The 17672-nt window shown below is 63.8% G+C and carries 15 protein-coding genes; 5 read left to right on the plus strand and 10 right to left on the minus strand.

What is annotated here, in order from left to right:
• Nucleotides 1–26: 26 nt before the first annotated feature.
• Nucleotides 27–512 (minus strand): glutathione peroxidase, encoded by a 486-nt coding sequence (locus tag EC839_RS14975; RefSeq protein ID WP_007162232.1) that lies wholly within the window; start codon nucleotides 510–512, stop codon nucleotides 27–29.
• Nucleotides 509–910, minus strand: a complete 402-nt coding sequence (msrB, locus tag EC839_RS14980; RefSeq protein ID WP_007162231.1) for a peptide-methionine (R)-S-oxide reductase MsrB — start codon at nucleotides 908–910, stop codon at nucleotides 509–511. The genes EC839_RS14975 and msrB overlap by 4 nt, the downstream gene beginning before the upstream one ends.
• 155 nt (nucleotides 911–1065) lie before the next feature.
• On the opposite strand from msrB, the gene EC839_RS14985 reads away from it, so the two are divergent.
• Both EC839_RS14985 and htpX read left to right on the plus strand, forming a co-directional pair.
• Nucleotides 1066–2277, plus strand: coding sequence for a pyridoxal phosphate-dependent aminotransferase (locus tag EC839_RS14985; protein WP_007162230.1), 1212 nt, complete (start codon nucleotides 1066–1068; stop codon nucleotides 2275–2277).
• Between the two features lie 193 nt (nucleotides 2278–2470).
• Nucleotides 2471–3349 carry a protease HtpX gene (gene htpX, locus EC839_RS14990; protein ID WP_007162229.1) on the plus strand — a complete coding sequence of 293 codons (879 nt, stop codon included), beginning with the start codon at nucleotides 2471–2473 and terminating at the stop codon, nucleotides 3347–3349.
• A 39-nt stretch (nucleotides 3350–3388) separates the two neighbouring features.
• Here htpX and EC839_RS14995 read toward each other — a convergent pair whose 3' ends face one another.
• Together EC839_RS14995 and EC839_RS15000 are read right to left on the minus strand one after the other, a co-directional pair.
• Nucleotides 3389–4564 carry a VWA domain-containing protein gene (locus EC839_RS14995; RefSeq protein WP_007162228.1) on the minus strand — a complete coding sequence of 392 codons (1176 nt, stop codon included), beginning with the start codon at nucleotides 4562–4564 and terminating at the stop codon, nucleotides 3389–3391.
• Between the two features lie 7 nt (nucleotides 4565–4571).
• On the minus strand, nucleotides 4572–5405 hold the full coding sequence (locus EC839_RS15000) for a MoxR family ATPase (protein WP_007162227.1): 834 nt from the start codon (nucleotides 5403–5405) through the stop codon (nucleotides 4572–4574).
• Between the two features lie 110 nt (nucleotides 5406–5515).
• Between EC839_RS15000 and cysK the strand changes: the two genes are divergently transcribed.
• On the plus strand, nucleotides 5516–6490 hold the full coding sequence (cysK, locus tag EC839_RS15005; protein ID WP_007162226.1) for a cysteine synthase A: 975 nt from the start codon (nucleotides 5516–5518) through the stop codon (nucleotides 6488–6490).
• A 100-nt stretch (nucleotides 6491–6590) separates the two neighbouring features.
• Here cysK and EC839_RS15010 read toward each other — a convergent pair whose 3' ends face one another.
• From EC839_RS15010 to tig, 5 genes are all read right to left on the minus strand, one after another.
• The gene (locus EC839_RS15010) at nucleotides 6591–8447 is read right to left on the minus strand and encodes a SurA N-terminal domain-containing protein (protein WP_007162225.1); all 1857 of its coding nucleotides are present in this window, start codon (nucleotides 8445–8447) and stop codon (nucleotides 6591–6593) included.
• 174 nt (nucleotides 8448–8621) lie between these two features.
• Entirely contained in the window at nucleotides 8622–11018 is a 2397-nt protein-coding gene (lon, locus tag EC839_RS15015; RefSeq protein ID WP_007162224.1) for an endopeptidase La, read from the minus strand.
• Nucleotides 11019–11144: 126 nt separating this feature from the next.
• Nucleotides 11145–12425 carry an ATP-dependent Clp protease ATP-binding subunit ClpX gene (gene clpX / locus EC839_RS15020; RefSeq protein WP_007162223.1) on the minus strand — a complete coding sequence of 427 codons (1281 nt, stop codon included), beginning with the start codon at nucleotides 12423–12425 and terminating at the stop codon, nucleotides 11145–11147.
• A 110-nt stretch (nucleotides 12426–12535) separates the two neighbouring features.
• Nucleotides 12536–13177 (minus strand): ATP-dependent Clp endopeptidase proteolytic subunit ClpP, encoded by a 642-nt coding sequence (gene clpP / locus EC839_RS15025; protein ID WP_007162222.1) that lies wholly within the window; start codon nucleotides 13175–13177, stop codon nucleotides 12536–12538.
• A 90-nt stretch (nucleotides 13178–13267) separates the two neighbouring features.
• Complete coding sequence (gene tig / locus EC839_RS15030; protein ID WP_007162221.1) at nucleotides 13268–14578, minus strand: trigger factor; 1311 nt, start codon at nucleotides 14576–14578, stop codon at nucleotides 13268–13270.
• Between the two features lie 279 nt (nucleotides 14579–14857).
• Here tig and EC839_RS15035 point away from each other — a divergent pair, with 279 nt between their 5' ends.
• Nucleotides 14858–16165, plus strand: a complete 1308-nt coding sequence (locus tag EC839_RS15035) for an Nramp family divalent metal transporter (protein ID WP_007162220.1) — start codon at nucleotides 14858–14860, stop codon at nucleotides 16163–16165.
• 55 nt (nucleotides 16166–16220) lie between these two features.
• Complete coding sequence (locus EC839_RS15040; protein ID WP_007162219.1) at nucleotides 16221–17171, plus strand: 2-hydroxyacid dehydrogenase; 951 nt, start codon at nucleotides 16221–16223, stop codon at nucleotides 17169–17171.
• Nucleotides 17172–17188: 17 nt separating this feature from the next.
• Here EC839_RS15040 and EC839_RS15045 read toward each other — a convergent pair whose 3' ends face one another.
• Nucleotides 17189–17635 (minus strand): hypothetical protein, encoded by a 447-nt coding sequence (locus EC839_RS15045; RefSeq protein ID WP_169742432.1) that lies wholly within the window; start codon nucleotides 17633–17635, stop codon nucleotides 17189–17191.
• Nucleotides 17636–17672 lie beyond the last annotated feature (37 nt).

Here is a 17672-nt window from a genome sequence, read left to right on the forward strand (position 1 = left end):
CCAGACAAAGCCCGGCTGGAGGCCCCCTAGGAGGCCAGCGCCTGGCGGACATGCTTTTCCAGCTGAGACGGACGGGTGATGGGCGCGAAGCGCTGCACACGCCCCTGCGCCGGCGTGATGAGAAACTTGGTGAAGTTCCAGCGGATCGCGCCACCCAACAGCCCTGGCGCTGCCTTTTTCAGCGCGACGAACAGCGGATGGGCACCGTCACCATTGACGTCGAGCTTGGCCATCACCGGAAAGCTGACGTTGAAGCGGGTCAGGCAGAAGGTCTGGATCTCGGCATTGCTGCCCGGCTCCTGGCCGCCGAACTGATTGCAGGGAAAGACGATCACCCGCAATCCTTCGGCCAGATAGCGCTGCTGCAGCGCCTCGAGGCCGTCGTACTGGCGGGTGAAGCCGCAACGGCTGGCGGTGTTGACCACCAGATAGGCCCGCGCCGGCCAGTCGGCCAGGCAGGCCCGCTGGCCATCGGCGGTCTCGAACGGCAGGCTGAGGAGGTCCCTGATCACGCGGAGGCCCTGGGTTGCAGCTGCAGCGCCACCGAGTTGATGCAGTAGCGCAGGCCGGTCGGCGGCGGACCGTCGGGGAAGACGTGGCCCAGATGGGCGTCGCAGCGGGCGCAGAGCACCTCGACGCGGTGCATGCCGTGGCTGAAGTCTTCCTTTTCCCGCACTGCCTCGCCATCGATGGGTGCGTAATAGCTGGGCCAGCCGCAGCCGGAATCGAACTTGGTGCTGGAGTCGAACAGCGCCAGCTCGCAGCAGGCGCAGTGATAGACGCCGGGCGTCTTGGTGTTGCAGTAGGCACCGGTATAGGGTCTTTCGGTGGCGGCCAGGCGACAGACGCGAAACTGATCGTCGGTCAGGCGCTCACGCCAGTCTTCCGGGCTACGCTGTACTTTTTCCATGATGACCTCTCTGGATGCCGGCGCATCTTTTGTAACAGGCGATGCGGCCGTATGATTCCCGCTCAGTCTGGCATCCGCCCCTGGATGCTGCCAAGCGCCGGTCGGCGTCCGTCCCCGCCGAGTCTTTCTCGCCCTTTTCCAGGATTCATTTCCCCATGCAGGTCTCCAAGTCGAACAAGCTCGCCAATGTCTGCTACGACATCCGCGGCCCGGTCCTCAAGCATGCCAAGCGCCTCGAAGAAGAAGGCCACCGCATCCTGAAGCTCAACATCGGCAATCCGGCGCCCTTCGGCTTCGAGGCGCCCGAGGAGATCCTGCAGGACGTCATCCGCAATCTGCCGACCGCCCAGGGCTACAGCGACTCCAAGGGCCTGTTCAGCGCGCGCAAGGCGGTGATGCAGTATTGCCAGCAGAAGCGCATCGAGGGTGTCGGCATCGAAGACATCTACCTGGGCAATGGCGTCTCCGAGCTGATCGTCATGGCCATGCAGGCGCTGCTCAACAACAACGACGAGGTGCTGATCCCGGCGCCGGACTATCCGCTGTGGACCGCCGCGGTCAGCCTGGCCGGCGGCAAGCCGGTGCACTACCTGTGCGACGAACAGGCCGGCTGGTTCCCCGATCTGGCCGACATGGAAGCCAAGATCACCAGCAACACCAAGGCGCTGGTGCTGATCAATCCGAACAACCCCACCGGTGCGGTCTACTCCAAGGAAGTACTGGAAGGCATCGTCGAGCTGGCGCGGCGGCACAACCTGGTGCTGTTCTCCGACGAGATCTACGACAAGATCCTCTACGACGAGGCCCAGCACATCTCCACCGCCTCCCTGGCGCCGGACGTGCTGTGCCTGACCTTCAACGGCCTGTCCAAGTCCTATCGCGTCGCCGGCTTCCGGTCGGGCTGGCTGATCGTCTCGGGGCCCAAGCACCGCGCCCACAGCTATATCGAAGGCCTCGACATCCTCGCCAACATGCGCCTGTGCGCCAACGTGCCGGCGCAGCACGCGATCCAGACCGCGCTGGGCGGCTACCAGAGCATCAACGACCTGGTCCTGCCGCCCGGGCGCCTGCTGGAACAGCGCAATCGCACCTGGGAGTTGCTCAACGACATCCCCGGGGTCAGCTGCGTGAAGCCGATGGGCGCGCTCTATGCCTTCCCGCGGATCGATCCCAAGGTCTGCCCCATCCACAACGACGAGAAATTCGTCCTCGACCTGCTGCTGTCGGAAAAGCTGCTGGTGGTCCAGGGCACCGCCTTCAACTGGCCCTGGCCCGACCACTTCCGTGTCGTCACCCTGCCCCGCGTCGATGACCTTGAGCAGGCGATCGGCCGCATCGGCAACTTCCTCGGCGGCTACGCCCAGTAGCGGCAAAGCATTTCCGGGTCTTTCACCGGTTGGCGCCCCCGGCGGCGTCAACCGGCGCTGGCACTCGCACGCTGGCCGCCGCCAGCCCAATCGGCCGGCAGACGACACAGTTTGCAATAGTGGAAACATTGAACGGACCGGGACGGAACCTTATATAGCCGGCAGATAAACCTGTAAGGAGCTGTACCCCACCATGATGCGCATTCTGTTGTTTCTGGCTACCAACCTGGCGGTGCTGATCGTTGCCAGCATCACCTTGAAGGTGCTTGGCGTGGATCGCTACACCGGTCAGAACTATGGCAGTCTGCTGGTGTTCTGTGCCGTGTTCGGTTTCGCCGGATCGCTGGTCTCGCTGTTCATCTCCAAGTGGATGGCGAAGATGAGCACCCGTACCGAGGTCATCAGCCAGCCGCGTACCCGCCATGAGCAGTGGCTGCTGCAGACCGTCGAAGAGCTGGCCCGCGAAGCCGGCATCAAGACCCCCGAGGTCGGCATCTTCCCGGCCTACGAGGCCAACGCCTTCGCCACAGGCTGGAACCGCAACGACGCCCTCGTCGCGGTCAGCCAGGGCCTGCTCGAGCGTTTCTCGCCCGAAGAGGTGCGTGCGGTGCTGGCCCACGAGATCGGCCACGTTGCCAACGGCGACATGGTGACCCTGGCACTGATCCAGGGCGTGGTGAACACCTTCGTGATGTTCTTCGCGCGGATCTTCGGCAACTTCGTCGACAAGGCCATCTTCAAGAACGAGGAAGGCCATGGTATCGCCTACTTCGTGACCACCATCGTCGCCGAACTGGTCCTGGGTATCCTGGCCAGCATCATCGTCATGTGGTTCTCGCGCAAACGCGAATTCCGCGCCGACGAAGCCGGTGCGCGTCTGGCCGGCCCCAATGCCATGATCGGCGCCCTGCAGCGCCTGCGTGCCGAACAGGGTATCCCGGTGCAGATGCCCGACACCCTGAACGCCTTCGGCATCAACGGCTCGCTGAAGAACGGCCTGGCCGGTCTGCTGATGAGCCACCCGCCGCTGGAAGACCGCATCGAAGCCCTGCGCCGCTACGGCCAGCGCTGAGTTCGAGCGATGAAAAAACCCGGCCAAGGCCGGGTTTTTTCATGGGCGGGTCAAGCTGCGGATGGCTTCGCCCAGGCCTTCGCCGGTCAGGGGGAACATGCGCTGCCCCATCAGCTCGCGCAACAGGCCGATGGAGGTGCTGAAATCCCAGCCATCGCGTGGATAGGGATTGAGCCAGGCAGCCCGCGGAAAGTGCTGGCACAGCCGCTGGATCCAGAGTGCGCCGGGCTCTTCGTTCCAGTGTTCGACGCTACCCCCCGGGTGGGTGAGCTCATAGGGCCCCATGCTGGCATCGCCGACGATCACCAGGCGGTAGTCCGCGCCATAGCGGCGCAGGAGCTCGCGGGTCGCCAGCCCCTCTTCGTGGCGCCGGGCATTGTCCCGCCAGACGCGTTCGTAGACGCAGTTGTGGAAGTAGTAGTACTCCAGGTGGCGGAACTCCAGGCGACAGGCGCTGAACAGCTCGCTGCACAGCTGTACATGCAGGTCCATGGAGCCGCCGACATCGAGCAGCAGGAGCACCTTGGTCGCGTTGTGGCGCTCCGGGCGATAGCGCACGTCCAGCAGCCCGCCCTCGCGCGCCGTGGCCGCGACGGTCCCCTCCAGGTCGAATTCCGCCGCCGCGCCCTGGCGAGCGAAGCGCCTGAGCCGGCGCAGGGCCAGTTGCAGGTTGCGGCGGTCCAGGGGCGCGCGGTCATCCAGATTGCGGTAGTCGCGTTGCTCCCAGACCTTGGCCGCCCGCCCCTGGCGAGTACCGGCCTCGCCCACGCGCACACCGAAGGGATTGTAGCCACCGCTGCCGAAGGGACTGGTACCGCCCGTGCCGATCCATTTGTTGCCGCCGGCGTGCCGCTCGCGCTGTTCGGCGAGACGCTGCCGCAGGGTATCGAGCAGTTCATCGAGGCCACCCAGGGCCTGCAGCCGCTGACGATCCTCCTCAGACAGCCGCCGCTGCAGCTCCAGCCGCAGCCAGTCCGCGGGAATCGCCTGCGCATCCGGCGCACGCTCCGACCTGGCCAGCTCGCCTGCATAGACCTGGTCGAAACGGTCGAAGAAGCGCTCGTCCTTGACCAGCAGGGCGCGCGCCAGCAGATAGAAGGCCTCGGGATCGGCCACCGCCAGGCCGGCATCCAGGGCCGCGTGCAGATCCAGCAGTTCGCCCAGGGACACCGGGATGCCCGCGGCCCTGAGTCGGGTGAAGAAATCGAGGAACATGCCGCGCTCAGCTCCGCCGCCGGCGCATGAAGGCCTGGCGTTCGAGCAACTGCAGATCCTGTTCGTTCTTCACCAGGGCACCTGCCAGGGGCGGCAGACCGCCCTCGCCGTGCAGCGCCCGCTGCGCCGCCTCATCGCCCAGCAACAGCGCCAGCCAGTCCACCAGCTCCGAGGTGGAGGGCTTCTTCTTCAGCCCCGGCACGCTGCGCAGGTCGAGGAAGAGATCCAGCGCCTCCTTGACCAGACGCCCCTGGAGATCGGGAAAGTGCACCTGGACGATACGCTCGAGGGTGTCGCGCTCGGGAAAGCGGATGAAGTGAAAGAAGCAGCGGCGCAGAAAGGCGTCCGGCAGTTCCTTTTCGTTGTTGGAGGTGATGATGATGACGGGTCGCCGCTGGGCACGAATGGTCTCGCCGGTCTCGTAGACGTGGAATTCCATGCGATCGAGTTCCAGCAGCAGGTCGTTGGGAAACTCGATGTCGGCCTTGTCGATCTCGTCGATCAGCAGCACCACCGGATCCTCGGCGGTGAAGGCATCCCACAGCTTGCCCGGCTTGATGTAGTTCGCCACTTCCTGCACCCGGGGATCCCCCAGCTGGGAATCGCGCAGGCGACTCACCGCGTCGTACTCATAGAGGCCTTGCTGCGCCTTGGTGGTGGACTTGACGTGCCAGGTGATCAGCCGCGCCCCCTGGCTCTCGGCCACCTGCTCGGCCAGCAGCGTCTTGCCGGTGCCCGGCTCGCCCTTCACCAGCAGCGGACGCCCCAGCTGGATGGCGGCATTGACCGCCAGACTGAGTTCGGCCGTGGCTACATAACGCTCGGTACCCTGAAAGGCCATCACTGATCCTCGGCAGCTGTTTCGCCTGACGATAGCACGCCGCGCCTGGGCTGGACGCCATCGGACGCAAGGCCTAGGCTGCGAGTTTTCCGCGCCGTACAGGATCCGCCATGAGCCGCATCTTCGCTGACAACGCCCAGTCCATCGGCAACACGCCGCTGGTCTACATCAATCGCCTCGGTCCCAAGGGCGTCACCCTGCTCGCCAAGATCGAGGGACGCAATCCGGGCTATTCGGTCAAATGCCGTATCGGTGCCAACCTGATCTGGGACGCCGAAGCCAAGGGGCTGCTCAAGCCCGGCATGAGTCTGGTAGAGCCCACCTCGGGCAATACCGGCATCGGCCTGGCCTATGTCGCCGCCGCCCGTGGCTATCGCCTGGTGCTGACCATGCCGGCCTCCATGAGCCTGGAGCGGCGCAAGGTGCTCAAGGCGCTGGGCGCGGAGCTGGTGCTGACCGAGCCGGCCAAGGGCATGAAGGGCGCCATCGAGAAGGCGCGGGAGATCGCCGAGAGCGAGCCCGATCGCTATTTCATGCCGCAGCAATTCGACAACCCGGCCAACCCGGCCATCCATGAAAAAACCACCGGCCCCGAGATCTGGAACGACACCGATGGCGCCATCGACGTGCTGGTGGCCGGCGTCGGTACCGGCGGTACCCTGACCGGCATCTCCCGCTTCATCAAGAACACCAAGGGCAAGCCGATCCTCTCGGTCGCCGTGGAGCCGGAAACCTCGCCGGTCATCAGCCAGACCCTGGCCGGTGCCGAGGTGAAGCCCAACCCGCACAAGATCCAGGGCATCGGCGCCGGCTTCGTACCCGGCAACCTGGACCTCGCCATGGTCGATCGCGTCGAGCAGGTGAGCGATGAGCAGGCCAAGTTGATGGCCCAGCGCCTGATGCGCGAGGAAGGCATTCTCTGTGGCATCTCCTGCGGCGCCGCCATGGCGGCCGCGGTCCGGCTGGCCGAGACGCCGGAGATGCAGGGCAAGACCATCGTGGTCATCCTGCCGGATTCCGGTGAGCGCTATCTGTCGACGATGCTCTTCGACGGCCTGTTCGACGAGCAGGAACTGGTTCAGTAACGCCCGCGGCTCCGCCCTCCTCCTGAGGACGTCCCCCGCGAGACCTGACCGCGTTACGGCCTCCCAAGAAAAAGCCCGGTTTCCCGGGCTTTTTTTCGTATCAGAGATGCTTGATCTCGGCCTTGGCATCCAGGGCCCGACGGTAGGCGGCGAAATCGACCTGGCCGGCGCGCGAGGCGAGGTAGCGACGATACAACGCCTTGTCCTCGGCACTCAGAGCCTCCTTGGGCACCCCGACACCCTGCAGCCGGATCAGGACGAAGTCACCGTTCTGCAGACTGATACCGGCATAGGACGGCTTGTCGCCTTCCGGCTTGGCCATGCGGAAGGCCGCCTGCAACACCTGGGGATCGACACCCTCCTGGTTGCGGGTGGCGGCTTCGACGGTACGCCAGTCGCCCGCCACGGCCTTGCCACCGTCGCGCAGGGTCTTGAGCTGCTGCTCACCCGCCTGCTTGGCCACGGCTGCGGCCTTCTCCTGGGTCAGGCGGGTAACGATCTCCTTCCTGACCGCATCCAGAGGTTGCAGCTGCGGCGTGCGGTGCTCCTTGTCACGGATCACCACCAGGGTCTCCGGATCCAGTTGCAGCGCGGTGCTGTTGGCCCCGTTGCGCAGGACGTCTTCGCTGAAGGCCGCCTCGATCACCTGGCGGTTGGCGGTCAACCCCTCGCCGCCTTCACGACCGAAGGGCGCGCTGGTCTTGACCTGCAGGCCCAGCTCCTGGGCCGGCTGGCCCAGGTCGGAGGACTCATAGGCGGAGCTTTCCAGCTTGCGGCCCGCTTCCACGAACAGGCGATCGGCATCTTCCGCCTTGAGCTGCTGTTCCAGACGCGGCCGGACGCTGGCCAGGGTGGGCACTTCCGGTGCCTGTACGCCCTGCAGCTTGATCAGGTGCCAGCCAAAGCTGGTGCGCACCGGAGCCGACACCTGCTGCGGTGCCAGCGCATAGAGCGCCTCTTCGAAGGCCGGATCATAGACGCCGCGACCGGCGAAGCCGAGGTCACCGCCATTGGCCGCCGAGCCCGGGTCCTGGGAGAACTCCTTGGCCAGCTTGGCGAAGTCCTCGCCCTTCTTCAGGCGTTCCTGGATCTGCTGGATCTTGGCCTTGGCCTGCTCGTCGTTCTGCTTGTCATTGACCTCGATGAGGATATGGGCGGCGTCACGCTGCTCCGACAGATTGGCGATCTCGGATTTGTAGGCGGCCTGCAGGCGGCTTTCGTCGACCTTGGCCTTGGCCAGGAAGGCATCCTTCTTCAGCTCGACGTACTCGATGACCACCTGCTCGGGGGTCATGAAGGCGTTCTTGTGGCTGTCGTAGTAGGCCTGGATCTCGTCCTGGGTCGGCGTGATGCCGGCCGGCGAGGCCTTGACGGTACGCAGGGCGAAGTCACGGGTCTGCCGTTCGAGGGCCGCAAAGGCCTCGATATCGGCATCGGTGACGAAGTTGCTGCCGACGATGCCGGCGCGCAGCTGACCGATCAGCATCTCGTCGCGCAGGAGATCGCGGAATTGCAGGCGGTTGTAGTTCATCTGGCGAACGGCCTGATCGAAGCGCTGCGGATCGAAACGCCCTTCGGTCTGGAATTCGGGGGTATTGAGGATCAGCTGATCCAGTGCCTGCTCGGAGAAGGCGAAGCGATCGGCCTTGGCGCTCTGCAGCAGCAGTTGCTTGTCGATCAGTGCCTTGAGCGCGGATTCGCGCAGCAGACGGTCATCCAAGGTGGACGGATCGAACCCCTGCCCCAGTTGCTGCTGCAGCTGGCGACGCTGCATTTCCACGGCCTGGGCCAGCTCCGTCTGCTTGATCTCGTCGCCGTTGACCAGCGCGACGGCGCCCTGGTGACCCGTGGCGCGGATGATCGCTTCGAAGCCGGTCAGTGCCATCAGCAGGATGATGAATCCGATGATGACTTTGGCAATCCATCCCTGCGAACGGTCCCTGATGTTTTGTAGCATGTTCCCCCCACGAGCTGTGGCCGGACCGGCCATGGCGAAATCGTCGAATAGCAAATAGCGAAAAGGCGCATCTCGAGATGCGCCTTTTCGTCGATCAAGGACCTTGCATCCAGCAGGACGGCGGAACACCAGCAGCTTCAGCTGGCGGCCCGCCCATCAAGCCCAGGGGCGCCGTCAGTGGGTACTGACGCGCTCCTTGCCTTCCTGATCCCGCTTCTCGTCCTTGCTGACGAGCTCCGGACCATCGTCCGGAAGCGGCTCCGGCGTGTATTGCAGCGCAACCTCCAAGACCTCGTCAATCCATTTGACCGGCTTGATCTGCAAGTCGGCCTTGATGTTGTCCGGAATGTCCCGCAGATCCCGGACGTTTTCTTCCGGAATGATCACGGTACGGATGCCGCCGCGGTGGGCTGCGAGCAGCTTTTCCTTGAGGCCGCCGATGGCCAGCACCTGACCACGCAGGGTGATCTCGCCGGTCATGGCCACGTCGGCGCGTACCGGAATGCGAGTGGCCGCCGACACCAGCGCCGTGCACATGCCGATACCGGCACTCGGACCGTCCTTGGGCGTGGCGCCTTCGGGAACGTGGATATGGATGTCGTGCTTCTCGTGGAAGTCCCTGGGGATACCCAGACTGCGACCACGGCTGCGGACCACGGTCAGGGCCGCGGTGATGGACTCGGCCATCACGTCGCCCAGCGAACCGGTCTTGATCATCTGACCCTTGCCGGGGACCACGGCGGACTCGATGGTCAGCAATTCGCCACCCACCTGGGTCCAGGCCAGGCCGGTGACCTGACCGATCTGATCCTGCTGCTCGGCCAGACCGTAGCGGAACTTGCGGACGCCCAGCCAGTGCTCCAGGGTGTCCACGGTGACGCTGGCGGTACGCTCCTTGCTCAGGGCGTGCTGCTTGACCACCTTGCGGCAGACCTTGGCCACCTGACGCTCCAGACTCCGCACGCCCGCCTCACGGGTGTAGTAGCGGATGATGTCGCGCAGGGCCGCTTCATCGAATTCCACCTCGCCCTTCTTCAGGCCGTTGGCCTTGACCTGCTTGGGAATCAGGTAGCGGGTAGCGATGTTGACCTTCTCGTCCTCGGTATAGCCGGGCAGCCGAATGACTTCCATGCGGTCCAACAGCGGCGCCGGAATGTTCATGGAGTTGGCGGTGCAGACGAACATCACGTCGGAGAGGTCGTAGTCCACCTCGAGGTAATGGTCGTTGAAGGTGTGGTTCTGTTCCGGATCCAGAACCTCGAGCAGTGCGGAGGCGGGATCGCCACGCATGTCGTTGCCCATCTTGTCGATTTCATCGAGCAGGAACAGCGGATTGCGCACCCCGACCTTGGTCATCTTCTGGATCAGACGACCCGGCATGGAGCCGATGTAGGTGCGGCGGTGACCACGGATCTCGGCTTCGTCACGTACGCCACCCAGGGCCATACGCACGAACTTGCGACCGGTGGAACGGGCGATGGACTCGGCCAGCGAGGTCTTGCCCACGCCGGGCGGACCGACCAGGCACAGCACCGGGCCCCGCACCTTCTTCACGCGCTTCTGCACGGCGAGGTATTCGAGGATGCGCTCTTTCACTTCCTCGAGACCGTAGTGGTCCTTGTCGAGGACTTCCTCAGCGCGGCCCAGGTCCAGACGGACCTTGCTCTCGGCCTGCCACGGCACGTTAACCAGCCAGTCGATGTAGGAGCGCACCACGGTGGCTTCGGCCGACATGGGCGACATCTGCTTGAGCTTGTTCAGCTCGGCGTTGGCCTTGGCGAGGGCATCCTTGGGCAGACCGGCGGCCTCGATGCGACGCTTGAGGTCATCGACCTCGTTGTGCCCTTCATCGATGTCGCCCAGTTCCTTCTGGATGGCCTTCATCTGTTCGTTGAGGTAGTACTCGCGCTGGCTGCGCTCCATCTGCTTCTTGACGCGACCACGGATGCGCTTTTCCACCTGCAGCAGGTCGATTTCCGCATCCAGCAGGGCCAGCACGTGCTCGACACGGGCGCCCAGCTCAGTGATCTCGAGGATCTCCTGCTTCTGCTCGATCTTCAGCGCCATGTGCGCGGCCATGGTATCGACCAGGCGGCTGGGGTCTTCGATGCTGTTGAGCGAAGACAGCACCTCGGCGGGGACCTTCTTGCCGAGTTGCACGTATTGCTCGAACTGGCTCATCAGGCTGCGCGAGAACACCTCGGATTCACGATCCGGGGCTTCGCTGTCCTCGATCAGGGTGACCAGGGCACGGGCATAGGCCTGGTTCTCGACGAAGGACTCGATACGGCCACGCTGCTCGCCCTCGACCAGGACCTTGACGGTGCCGTCGGGCAACTTGAGCAGCTGGAGAACGGTGGCGACCGTACCCATGTGAAACATGTCATCCGCGGCGGGATCGTCATCGCCGGGATTCTTCTGCGCGACCAGCAGGATCTGCTTGTCGCCAGCCATGGCGGCCTCGAGGGCCTCGACGGACTTTTCCCTTCCGACGAACAATGGGATGACCATGTGGGGATAGACCACTACGTCACGTAGGGGCAGCAGGGGAAGTTCTATCGTCGTAGTCATGGGATACGGGTCTCGGCAAATAATCGGCCGCAGATGCGGTTAAGGCCTCGGTTTTCTCTAACATGAGGTTGGGCGCCGCAAAATACAACCGTCGCTGAAATGAAAAAGGGGCCGAAGCCCCTTTTGTCACGCGTCTGGCGCCGCCTTGGCGGGCTCGCTGTTCTCGTAGATGAGCAGCGGCTGGGAACTCCCGTCGATGACGCTCTCGTCGATGACCACCTTGCTGACTTCCTTCTGCGAAGGAATCTCGTACATGGTCTCGAGCAGGATGCCTTCGAGGATGGATCTCAGACCCCGGGCACCGGTCTTGCGCTCCAGCGCCTTGCGGGCAACCGCCTTGAGCGCGTCGGGACGGAATTCCAGATCCACGTCTTCCATCTCGAACAACTTGGCGTACTGCTTGGTCAGGGCGTTCTTCGGCTCGGTCAGGATTTGCATGAGTGCCGGCTCGTCCAGCTCGTCCAGGGTCGCAATGACCGGCAGACGACCGACGAACTCGGGGATCAGACCGAACTTGACCAGATCCTCGGGCTCGGCGTCACGCAGGGATTCGCCGATCTTCTTGCCCAGTTCCTGGCTGCGCACCTCGGCATTGAAGCCGATGCCGCCACCCTTGGTGGAACGGTTCTGGATGACCTTTTCCAGGCCAGCGAAGGCGCCGCCGCAGATGAACAGGATGTTGCGGGTATCCACCTGCAGGAATTCCTGCTGGGGATGCTTGCGGCCACCCTGGGGCGGAACCGACGCCACGGTACCTTCGATCAACTTCAGCAGCGCCTGCTGCACGCCCTCGCCCGAGACGTCACGGGTGATGGAGGGGTTGTCGGACTTGCGCGAGATCTTGTCGATCTCGTCGATGTAGACAATGCCCATCTGGGCCTTTTCCACATCGTAGTCGCACTTCTGCAGGAGCTTCTGAATGATGTTCTCTACGTCTTCACCCACGTAACCGGCTTCGGTCAGAGTGGTGGCATCGGCGATGGTGAAAGGTACGTTAAGCAGGCGCGCCAGCGTTTCCGCCAGCAGGGTCTTGCCCGAACCGGTCGGACCGATGAGCAGGATGTTGCTCTTGCCCAGTTCGACGTCGTCTTTCTTCTCGCGCTGATTCAGACGCTTGTAATGGTTGTAGACGGCAACGGCGAGGACCCGCTTGGCACGCTGCTGACCAATGACATACTGGTCGAGGATGGCGCTGATTTCCTTCGGCGCTGGCAGCTTGTGCGCATTGCTTTCGGCCTGAGCTTCCTGGACTTCCTCGCGGATGATGTCATTGCACAGGTCGACGCATTCGTCGCAGATGAAGACGGAGGGTCCAGCGATCAATTTACGTACTTCGTGCTGACTCTTGCCGCAGAAGGAGCAGTAAAGCAGCTTGCCGTTATCGTCGCTATTGCGCGTATCTGTCATTCGATCGATCCAATGGAATGTGCTTACATCAACAAGATGGAGCCTATTGCACGGTTTTTCAAGCCTACCTGCCCAAACGACCGGCGCCTGGGCAGGTGGTCGAGGCGGGGTCAGGCGGGGATGTTGCGCTTCTCGAGGACCTTGTCGATCAGGCCGTAGGCGACGGCTTCGGGGCCACTCATGAAGTTGTCACGGTCGGTATCGCGGGCGATCACGTCCATCGGCTGACCGGTGTGATGCGCCAGCACCTTATTCAGACGCTCGCGGATGGTCAGAATTTCACGGGCGTGAATTTCGATGTCCGAGGCCTGACCCTGGAAACCGCCCAGGGGCTGATGAATCATCATCCGCGAGTGCGGCAGGCAGAAACGCTTCTCGGCGGCGCCACCTGCCAGCAGCAGGGCGCCCATGCTGCAGGCCTGGCCGATGCAGATGGTGGAAACGTCGGGCTTGATGAACTGCATGGTGTCGTAGATCGACATGCCGGCGGTCACCGAACCACCCGGGCTGTTGATATAGAGGTGGATGTCCTTGTCAGGATTCTCCGCTTCCAGGAACAGCAGCTGGGCGACGACCAGGTTGGCCATGTAGTCCTCGACCTGGCCGACCAGGAAGATGACCCGCTCCTTGAGCAGCCGGGAGTAGATGTCGTAAGCGCGCTCGCCCCGGGCGGATTGCTCCACCACCATGGGTACCAGACCGCCAGCGGCTTGAATATCGGGCATGGATTGCATGTATGAATTGCGGGACATGTCCTGCACTAGCTCCCTATCTGGATGACCTGTCAAAAACACATAAGCCAGCACGAGGCTGGCTTATGTGAACTAGCAACTGGAGGCAGATCAGGCTGCTTGCGGAGCCTCGGCCGGTTTGACCGCGTCCTCGTAGGAGACCTGCTTGTCGGTGACTTTTGCCTGCTTGAGGACAGTATCCACGACTTGTTCTTCCAGTACAACCGAACGCACTTCGTTCAGCTGCTGCTCGTTCTGGTAGTACCACTTCACTACCTGCTCGGGCTCCTGGTAGGCCGCCGCCATCTCTTCGATCAGCTCGCGAACGCGGGCGTCATCGGGCTTGAGCTCGAACTGCTTGACCATCTCGGCGATGATCAGACCCAGCAGCACGCGGCGCTTGGCCTGCTCGCTGAACAGCTCGGCCGGCAGCTGCTCGGGCTGGATGTTGCCGCCGAACTGCTGGACGGCCTGCACGCGCAGACGATCCACTTCGTTGCTGATCAGGGCAGCCGGGACATCGATCTGGTTGGCAGCCAGCAGACCGTCCATGACCTGGTTCTTGACCTTGGTCTTGAGGGCCTGGCGCAGCTCGCGCTCCATGTTCTTGCGCACTTCGGCGCGGAAACCTTCGACGGTGGTCTCTTCCACACCGAACTGCTTGAAGAAGGCTTCGTTCAGCTCGGGCAGCTCGGGCGCGGCCACTTCCTTGACGGTGACCTTGAACTGGGCGGCCTTGCCGGCCAGATCCAGGTTCTGGTAGTCCTCGGGGAAGGTCAAGTCGAGCACGCGCTCGTCACCGGCCTTGGCGCCGACCAGACCGTCTTCGAAACCGGGGATCATGCGGCCCGAACCCAGCACCAGCTTGGTGCCTTCGGCGGAACCGCCAGCGAAGGCTTCGCCGTCCTGGGTGCCGACGAAGTCGATGGTGACCTGGTCGTCGTTGGCGGCAGCGCGGTCAACGGCTTCGTAGCGGGTGCCCTGCTTGCGCAGCACGTCGAGCATCTTGTCGATGTCGGCGTCTTCGACGCTTGCGTCCTGACGCTCGATCTCGATGCCGTCCAGGCCCTTCACTTCGAACTCGGGGAAGACTTCGAAGGTGGCGACGTATTCCAGGTCCTTGCCCTTTTCGAACACCTTGGGTTCGACGGCGGGTGCGCCGGCCGGGTTGAGCTTCTGCTCGACAACGGCTTCGTAGAAGGTTTCCTGAATGAGATCACCCAAGGCTTCCTGACGAGCCGAGGCTTCGTAGCGCTGGCGGATGACGCTCATGGGTACCTTGCCCGGGCGGAAACCGGGAACCTTGGCACGCCGTGCAGTCTGCTGCAGACGCTTGTTCACTTCGGTTTCAATACGCTCGGCCGGCACGCCAATGGTCATGCGACGCTCGAGAGCAGAGGTGTTTTCAACGGAAACTTGCATGGATATTCCTCGTGGCACAAGAACAGGCCGGCACTCCGACCCCCCAGAATCAAGGGCGACCATTCTAGAGACAGTCTCAGGCGAAGTCACCTGGCTTGATCCAGCGGTGCGTACGGGTGCCACCGAAGCGAGCCCGGCCGAGCCCGAGGAAGGCAACATTTTGTCGTCCGCTTAAAGTTGTACGACGTCGTATGTAGTGCTAAACCCAGAGGGCAAGCTAACGAAAAGGCCGCCTGCGGCCCATTCACAACAACAACAATCGTTAGGAGAGCCGCCCCCATGGAGCGATCCGGTTCCGTCGAAAAATCCGTAACCCTGAACAAGGCGCAAGGCTCCGGCCTGCGCCGCCTGGCGAAGCTGCTGGGCCCCGGCATCATCGCGGTGCTGTCCTGGCTGGGCGCCGGGGACCTCATCACCTCCTCGGTGGCGGGCGCCAACTACGGCTACGCCATGATGTGGGTGCTGGCGGTGTCCCTGCTGCTGCGCTTTCTCATCGTCAACATCATTGCCCGCTTCCAGCTGTGCAATAACCGCGGCATGTCGATCCTGGAAGGCTATGCCCAGCTGCACCCGGCGTTCGCCTGGTTCATGCTCGGCTATGCGCTGATCATGGGGCACCTGACCAATGCCTATATGCTCAAGGGCGCGGGCGAAGCCCTGGCCACCCTGCTCCACCTCGACCAGCCGCTGCTCTGCTCGGCGGCGGTGGTGATCGCGGTCTGGCTGCTGGTGGGCCGCAATTTCTATGCGCTGATCGAGGGCGTGATGAAACTGCTGCTGGCGGTCATGACGCTGGCGTTCATCACCCTGGCGGTGATGTCGGGTCCGGACCTGGGCGGCATCCTGCGCGGCACCATTGGCTTCAGCATTCCGCCGGACGAAGGCGTGCACGGCGCCCTGCTGGTCGCCGTATCGGTGATCGGCGCCGTGGCCGGCTCCATCGCCAACTTCGTGCATCCCTATGTGATGAAGGAAAAGGGCTGGACCGGCCCGGAACACAAGCGCATCCAGCGCAACGACCTGCTCTTCGCGGTGGTGGTCGGCATCGTCATCAACCTGGCGATCTGGGTGGTCGGGGTGGAGATCCTCAGACCCAATGGGTTGCAGGTGAACACCCTGAGTGACCTGGGCGCGGCCCTGGAGCTGTTCTTTGGCGCCGGCGGCTGGCTGATCTTCTTCACCGGGGTCTTCGCCACCCTGTTCGCCAGCGTGGTGGGCAAGACCACCGCCTTTCCCATGCTGATCACCGACGCCCTGCAACACATCCGTCCGGAGCGCCGCGAACGCTATGGCAAGACCTTTCACAAGGACCCGGCGCACAAGTGGTTCCTGCTCTTCATCCTGGTGACGCCGCTGGTGTGGTCGCTGCCGGGCATGCCCGACTTCGTGACCCTGACCATCGGCGTGAATGCCCTCAACATCGTCGGCCTGCCGGTGATCTCCCTGGGTCTGCTGATCATGTCCAACCAGAAGTCGCTGCTGGGCGACAAGTACCGCAACAACTGGTTCGAAAACCTGGCGCTGGGCTTTGCCACCCTGCTGGCGATCTGGGTCGCGATCCAGCTCGGCCTGCAGCTGCTGGGCTAGGCCCTCCCCCTTCAGGGGCGGATTCGCCGCCCCTGCCTCTTCAAGGAGTCTAGATATGCCTGAACAGAACGAACGTCCGCTGCTGCTGCAGGTAGGTCCGCTGTTGCCTGCCCTGCAGGACGCCCTGAATTCACGCCATGAGGTGCTGCGGCTCTGGGAAGCACCCGATCAGGCCGCCCTGCTCGCCGCGCGTGGGCGGGACGTGGTGGCCCTGGTCACCTCCGGCGTGCACGGTGCGACACGCGAGTTGATGAGCGCCCTGCCCGGCCTGCAGGCGGTGTTCAGCTTCGGGGTGGGCTACGACAGCATCGACATCGCCGCGGCACGGGATCTAGGCGTGGTGGTGAGCAACACGCCTGGCGTGCTGGACGACTGCGTCGCCGATACCGCCTTCGCCCTGCTGATCGACGTGGCACGGGGCATCAGCGCCGCGGATCGTTTCGTGCGCCGCGGCGATTGGCGGCAGGGCAAGTTTCCGTTGACCTCGCGCCTGGCCGGCAAGACCTGCGGCATCGTCGGCCTGGGCAACATCGGCAAGAGCATCGCCCGGCGGGCAGAAGCTTTCGGCATGGAGGTGGCCTATCACGGACGCCAACCGCAGCCGGACGTCCCCTATCGTTATCACGCCGAGCTGGAAGACTTGGCGGAGGCGGCGGATTTCCTCGTCCTGTCGCTGCCCGGCGGACCGGCCACCGACAAGCTGGTCGACGCCCGGATCCTTGCCGCCCTGGGACCGCACGGCTATCTCATCAATATCGCCCGCGGCAGCGTGGTCGACGAGCTCGCCCTGGTGGCCGCCTTGCAGGCCGGCAGCCTGGGTGGCGCCGGCCTGGATGTCTTTGCCGAGGAGCCCGAGGTGCCCGCGGCACTGCTGGCGCTGGACAACGTGGTGCTCACCCCACACCTCGGCAGCGGCACCCACGAGACCCGCCAGGCCATGGCCGACCTGGTGCTGGCCAACGTGGAGCGCTATTTCGCCGAGGGACGCCTGGTCACGCCGGTCTAACGGCAGGCGCCTACGGGTTACTCGATGGCCGGCAGGGTCTTGCCGCGGATGCGGCGCGCCAAGGAGTCGTAGATCTCGCGGCAGCCTTCGGCCCAGAAGCGGTCGGGATCGTCCTGGGGTTCGAGGGCGACGGAGAATTCGCCCTCGCGCTCCTTGAGCACGAAGTGGTCGTTGGTATAGAAGAAGGACAGGCCGATGGCGAAGGTCTGGGGCGTGCCAGCGAGGTCATCGACGATCACCGTGAGGTCATAGCGGGCATAGACCTCCAGTTCGCGCACGATATTGCCATCCACGCGCTTTTCCAGGCCCAGCCCGGCATCCACCTGATCGGCCGGGGTGAGGCCCAGGTAGCGGGTGAAGCAATCCGGCAATTCATGCAGGCGGCGCTCCAGTCCCTGCCAATAGGCTTCTTCCCGCTCGGCCGCCTTGCTCAGCGCCTGACTCAATGCCTGATATCGTTCCATTGCCGTTCCCATCTGTTCACTGGAGGCCGTCGACGGA

The sequence above is a fragment of the Pseudomonas sp. JUb52 genome (assembly GCF_004341115.1).
In the GTDB taxonomy this organism is placed as follows: Bacteria; Pseudomonadota; Gammaproteobacteria; order Pseudomonadales; family Pseudomonadaceae; genus Chryseomonas; species Chryseomonas oryzihabitans.

Bases quoted from the DNA above. Each gene is read 5' to 3' on its own strand.
- msrB (WP_007162231.1), bottom strand. From the start codon at position 910: ATGGAAAAAGTACAGCGTAGCCCGGAAGACTGGCGTGAGCGCCTGACC.
- EC839_RS14985 (WP_007162230.1), top strand. From the start codon at position 1,066: ATGCAGGTCTCCAAGTCGAACAAGCTCGCCAATGTCTGCTACGACATC.
- htpX (WP_007162229.1), top strand. From the start codon at position 2,471: ATGATGCGCATTCTGTTGTTTCTGGCTACCAACCTGGCGGTGCTGATC.
- EC839_RS14995 (WP_007162228.1), bottom strand. From the start codon at position 4,564: ATGTTCCTCGATTTCTTCACCCGACTCAGGGCCGCGGGCATCCCGGTG.
- EC839_RS15000 (WP_007162227.1), bottom strand. From the start codon at position 5,405: ATGGCCTTTCAGGGTACCGAGCGTTATGTAGCCACGGCCGAACTCAGT.
- cysK (WP_007162226.1), top strand. From the start codon at position 5,516: ATGAGCCGCATCTTCGCTGACAACGCCCAGTCCATCGGCAACACGCCG.
- EC839_RS15010 (WP_007162225.1), bottom strand. From the start codon at position 8,447: ATGCTACAAAACATCAGGGACCGTTCGCAGGGATGGATTGCCAAAGTC.
- lon (WP_007162224.1), bottom strand. From the start codon at position 11,018: ATGACTACGACGATAGAACTTCCCCTGCTGCCCCTACGTGACGTAGTG.
- clpX (WP_007162223.1), bottom strand. From the start codon at position 12,425: ATGACAGATACGCGCAATAGCGACGATAACGGCAAGCTGCTTTACTGC.
- clpP (WP_007162222.1), bottom strand. From the start codon at position 13,177: ATGTCCCGCAATTCATACATGCAATCCATGCCCGATATTCAAGCCGCT.
- tig (WP_007162221.1), bottom strand. From the start codon at position 14,578: ATGCAAGTTTCCGTTGAAAACACCTCTGCTCTCGAGCGTCGCATGACC.
- EC839_RS15035 (WP_007162220.1), top strand. From the start codon at position 14,858: ATGGAGCGATCCGGTTCCGTCGAAAAATCCGTAACCCTGAACAAGGCG.
- EC839_RS15040 (WP_007162219.1), top strand. From the start codon at position 16,221: ATGCCTGAACAGAACGAACGTCCGCTGCTGCTGCAGGTAGGTCCGCTG.
- EC839_RS15045 (WP_169742432.1), bottom strand. From the start codon at position 17,635: ATGGAACGATATCAGGCATTGAGTCAGGCGCTGAGCAAGGCGGCCGAG.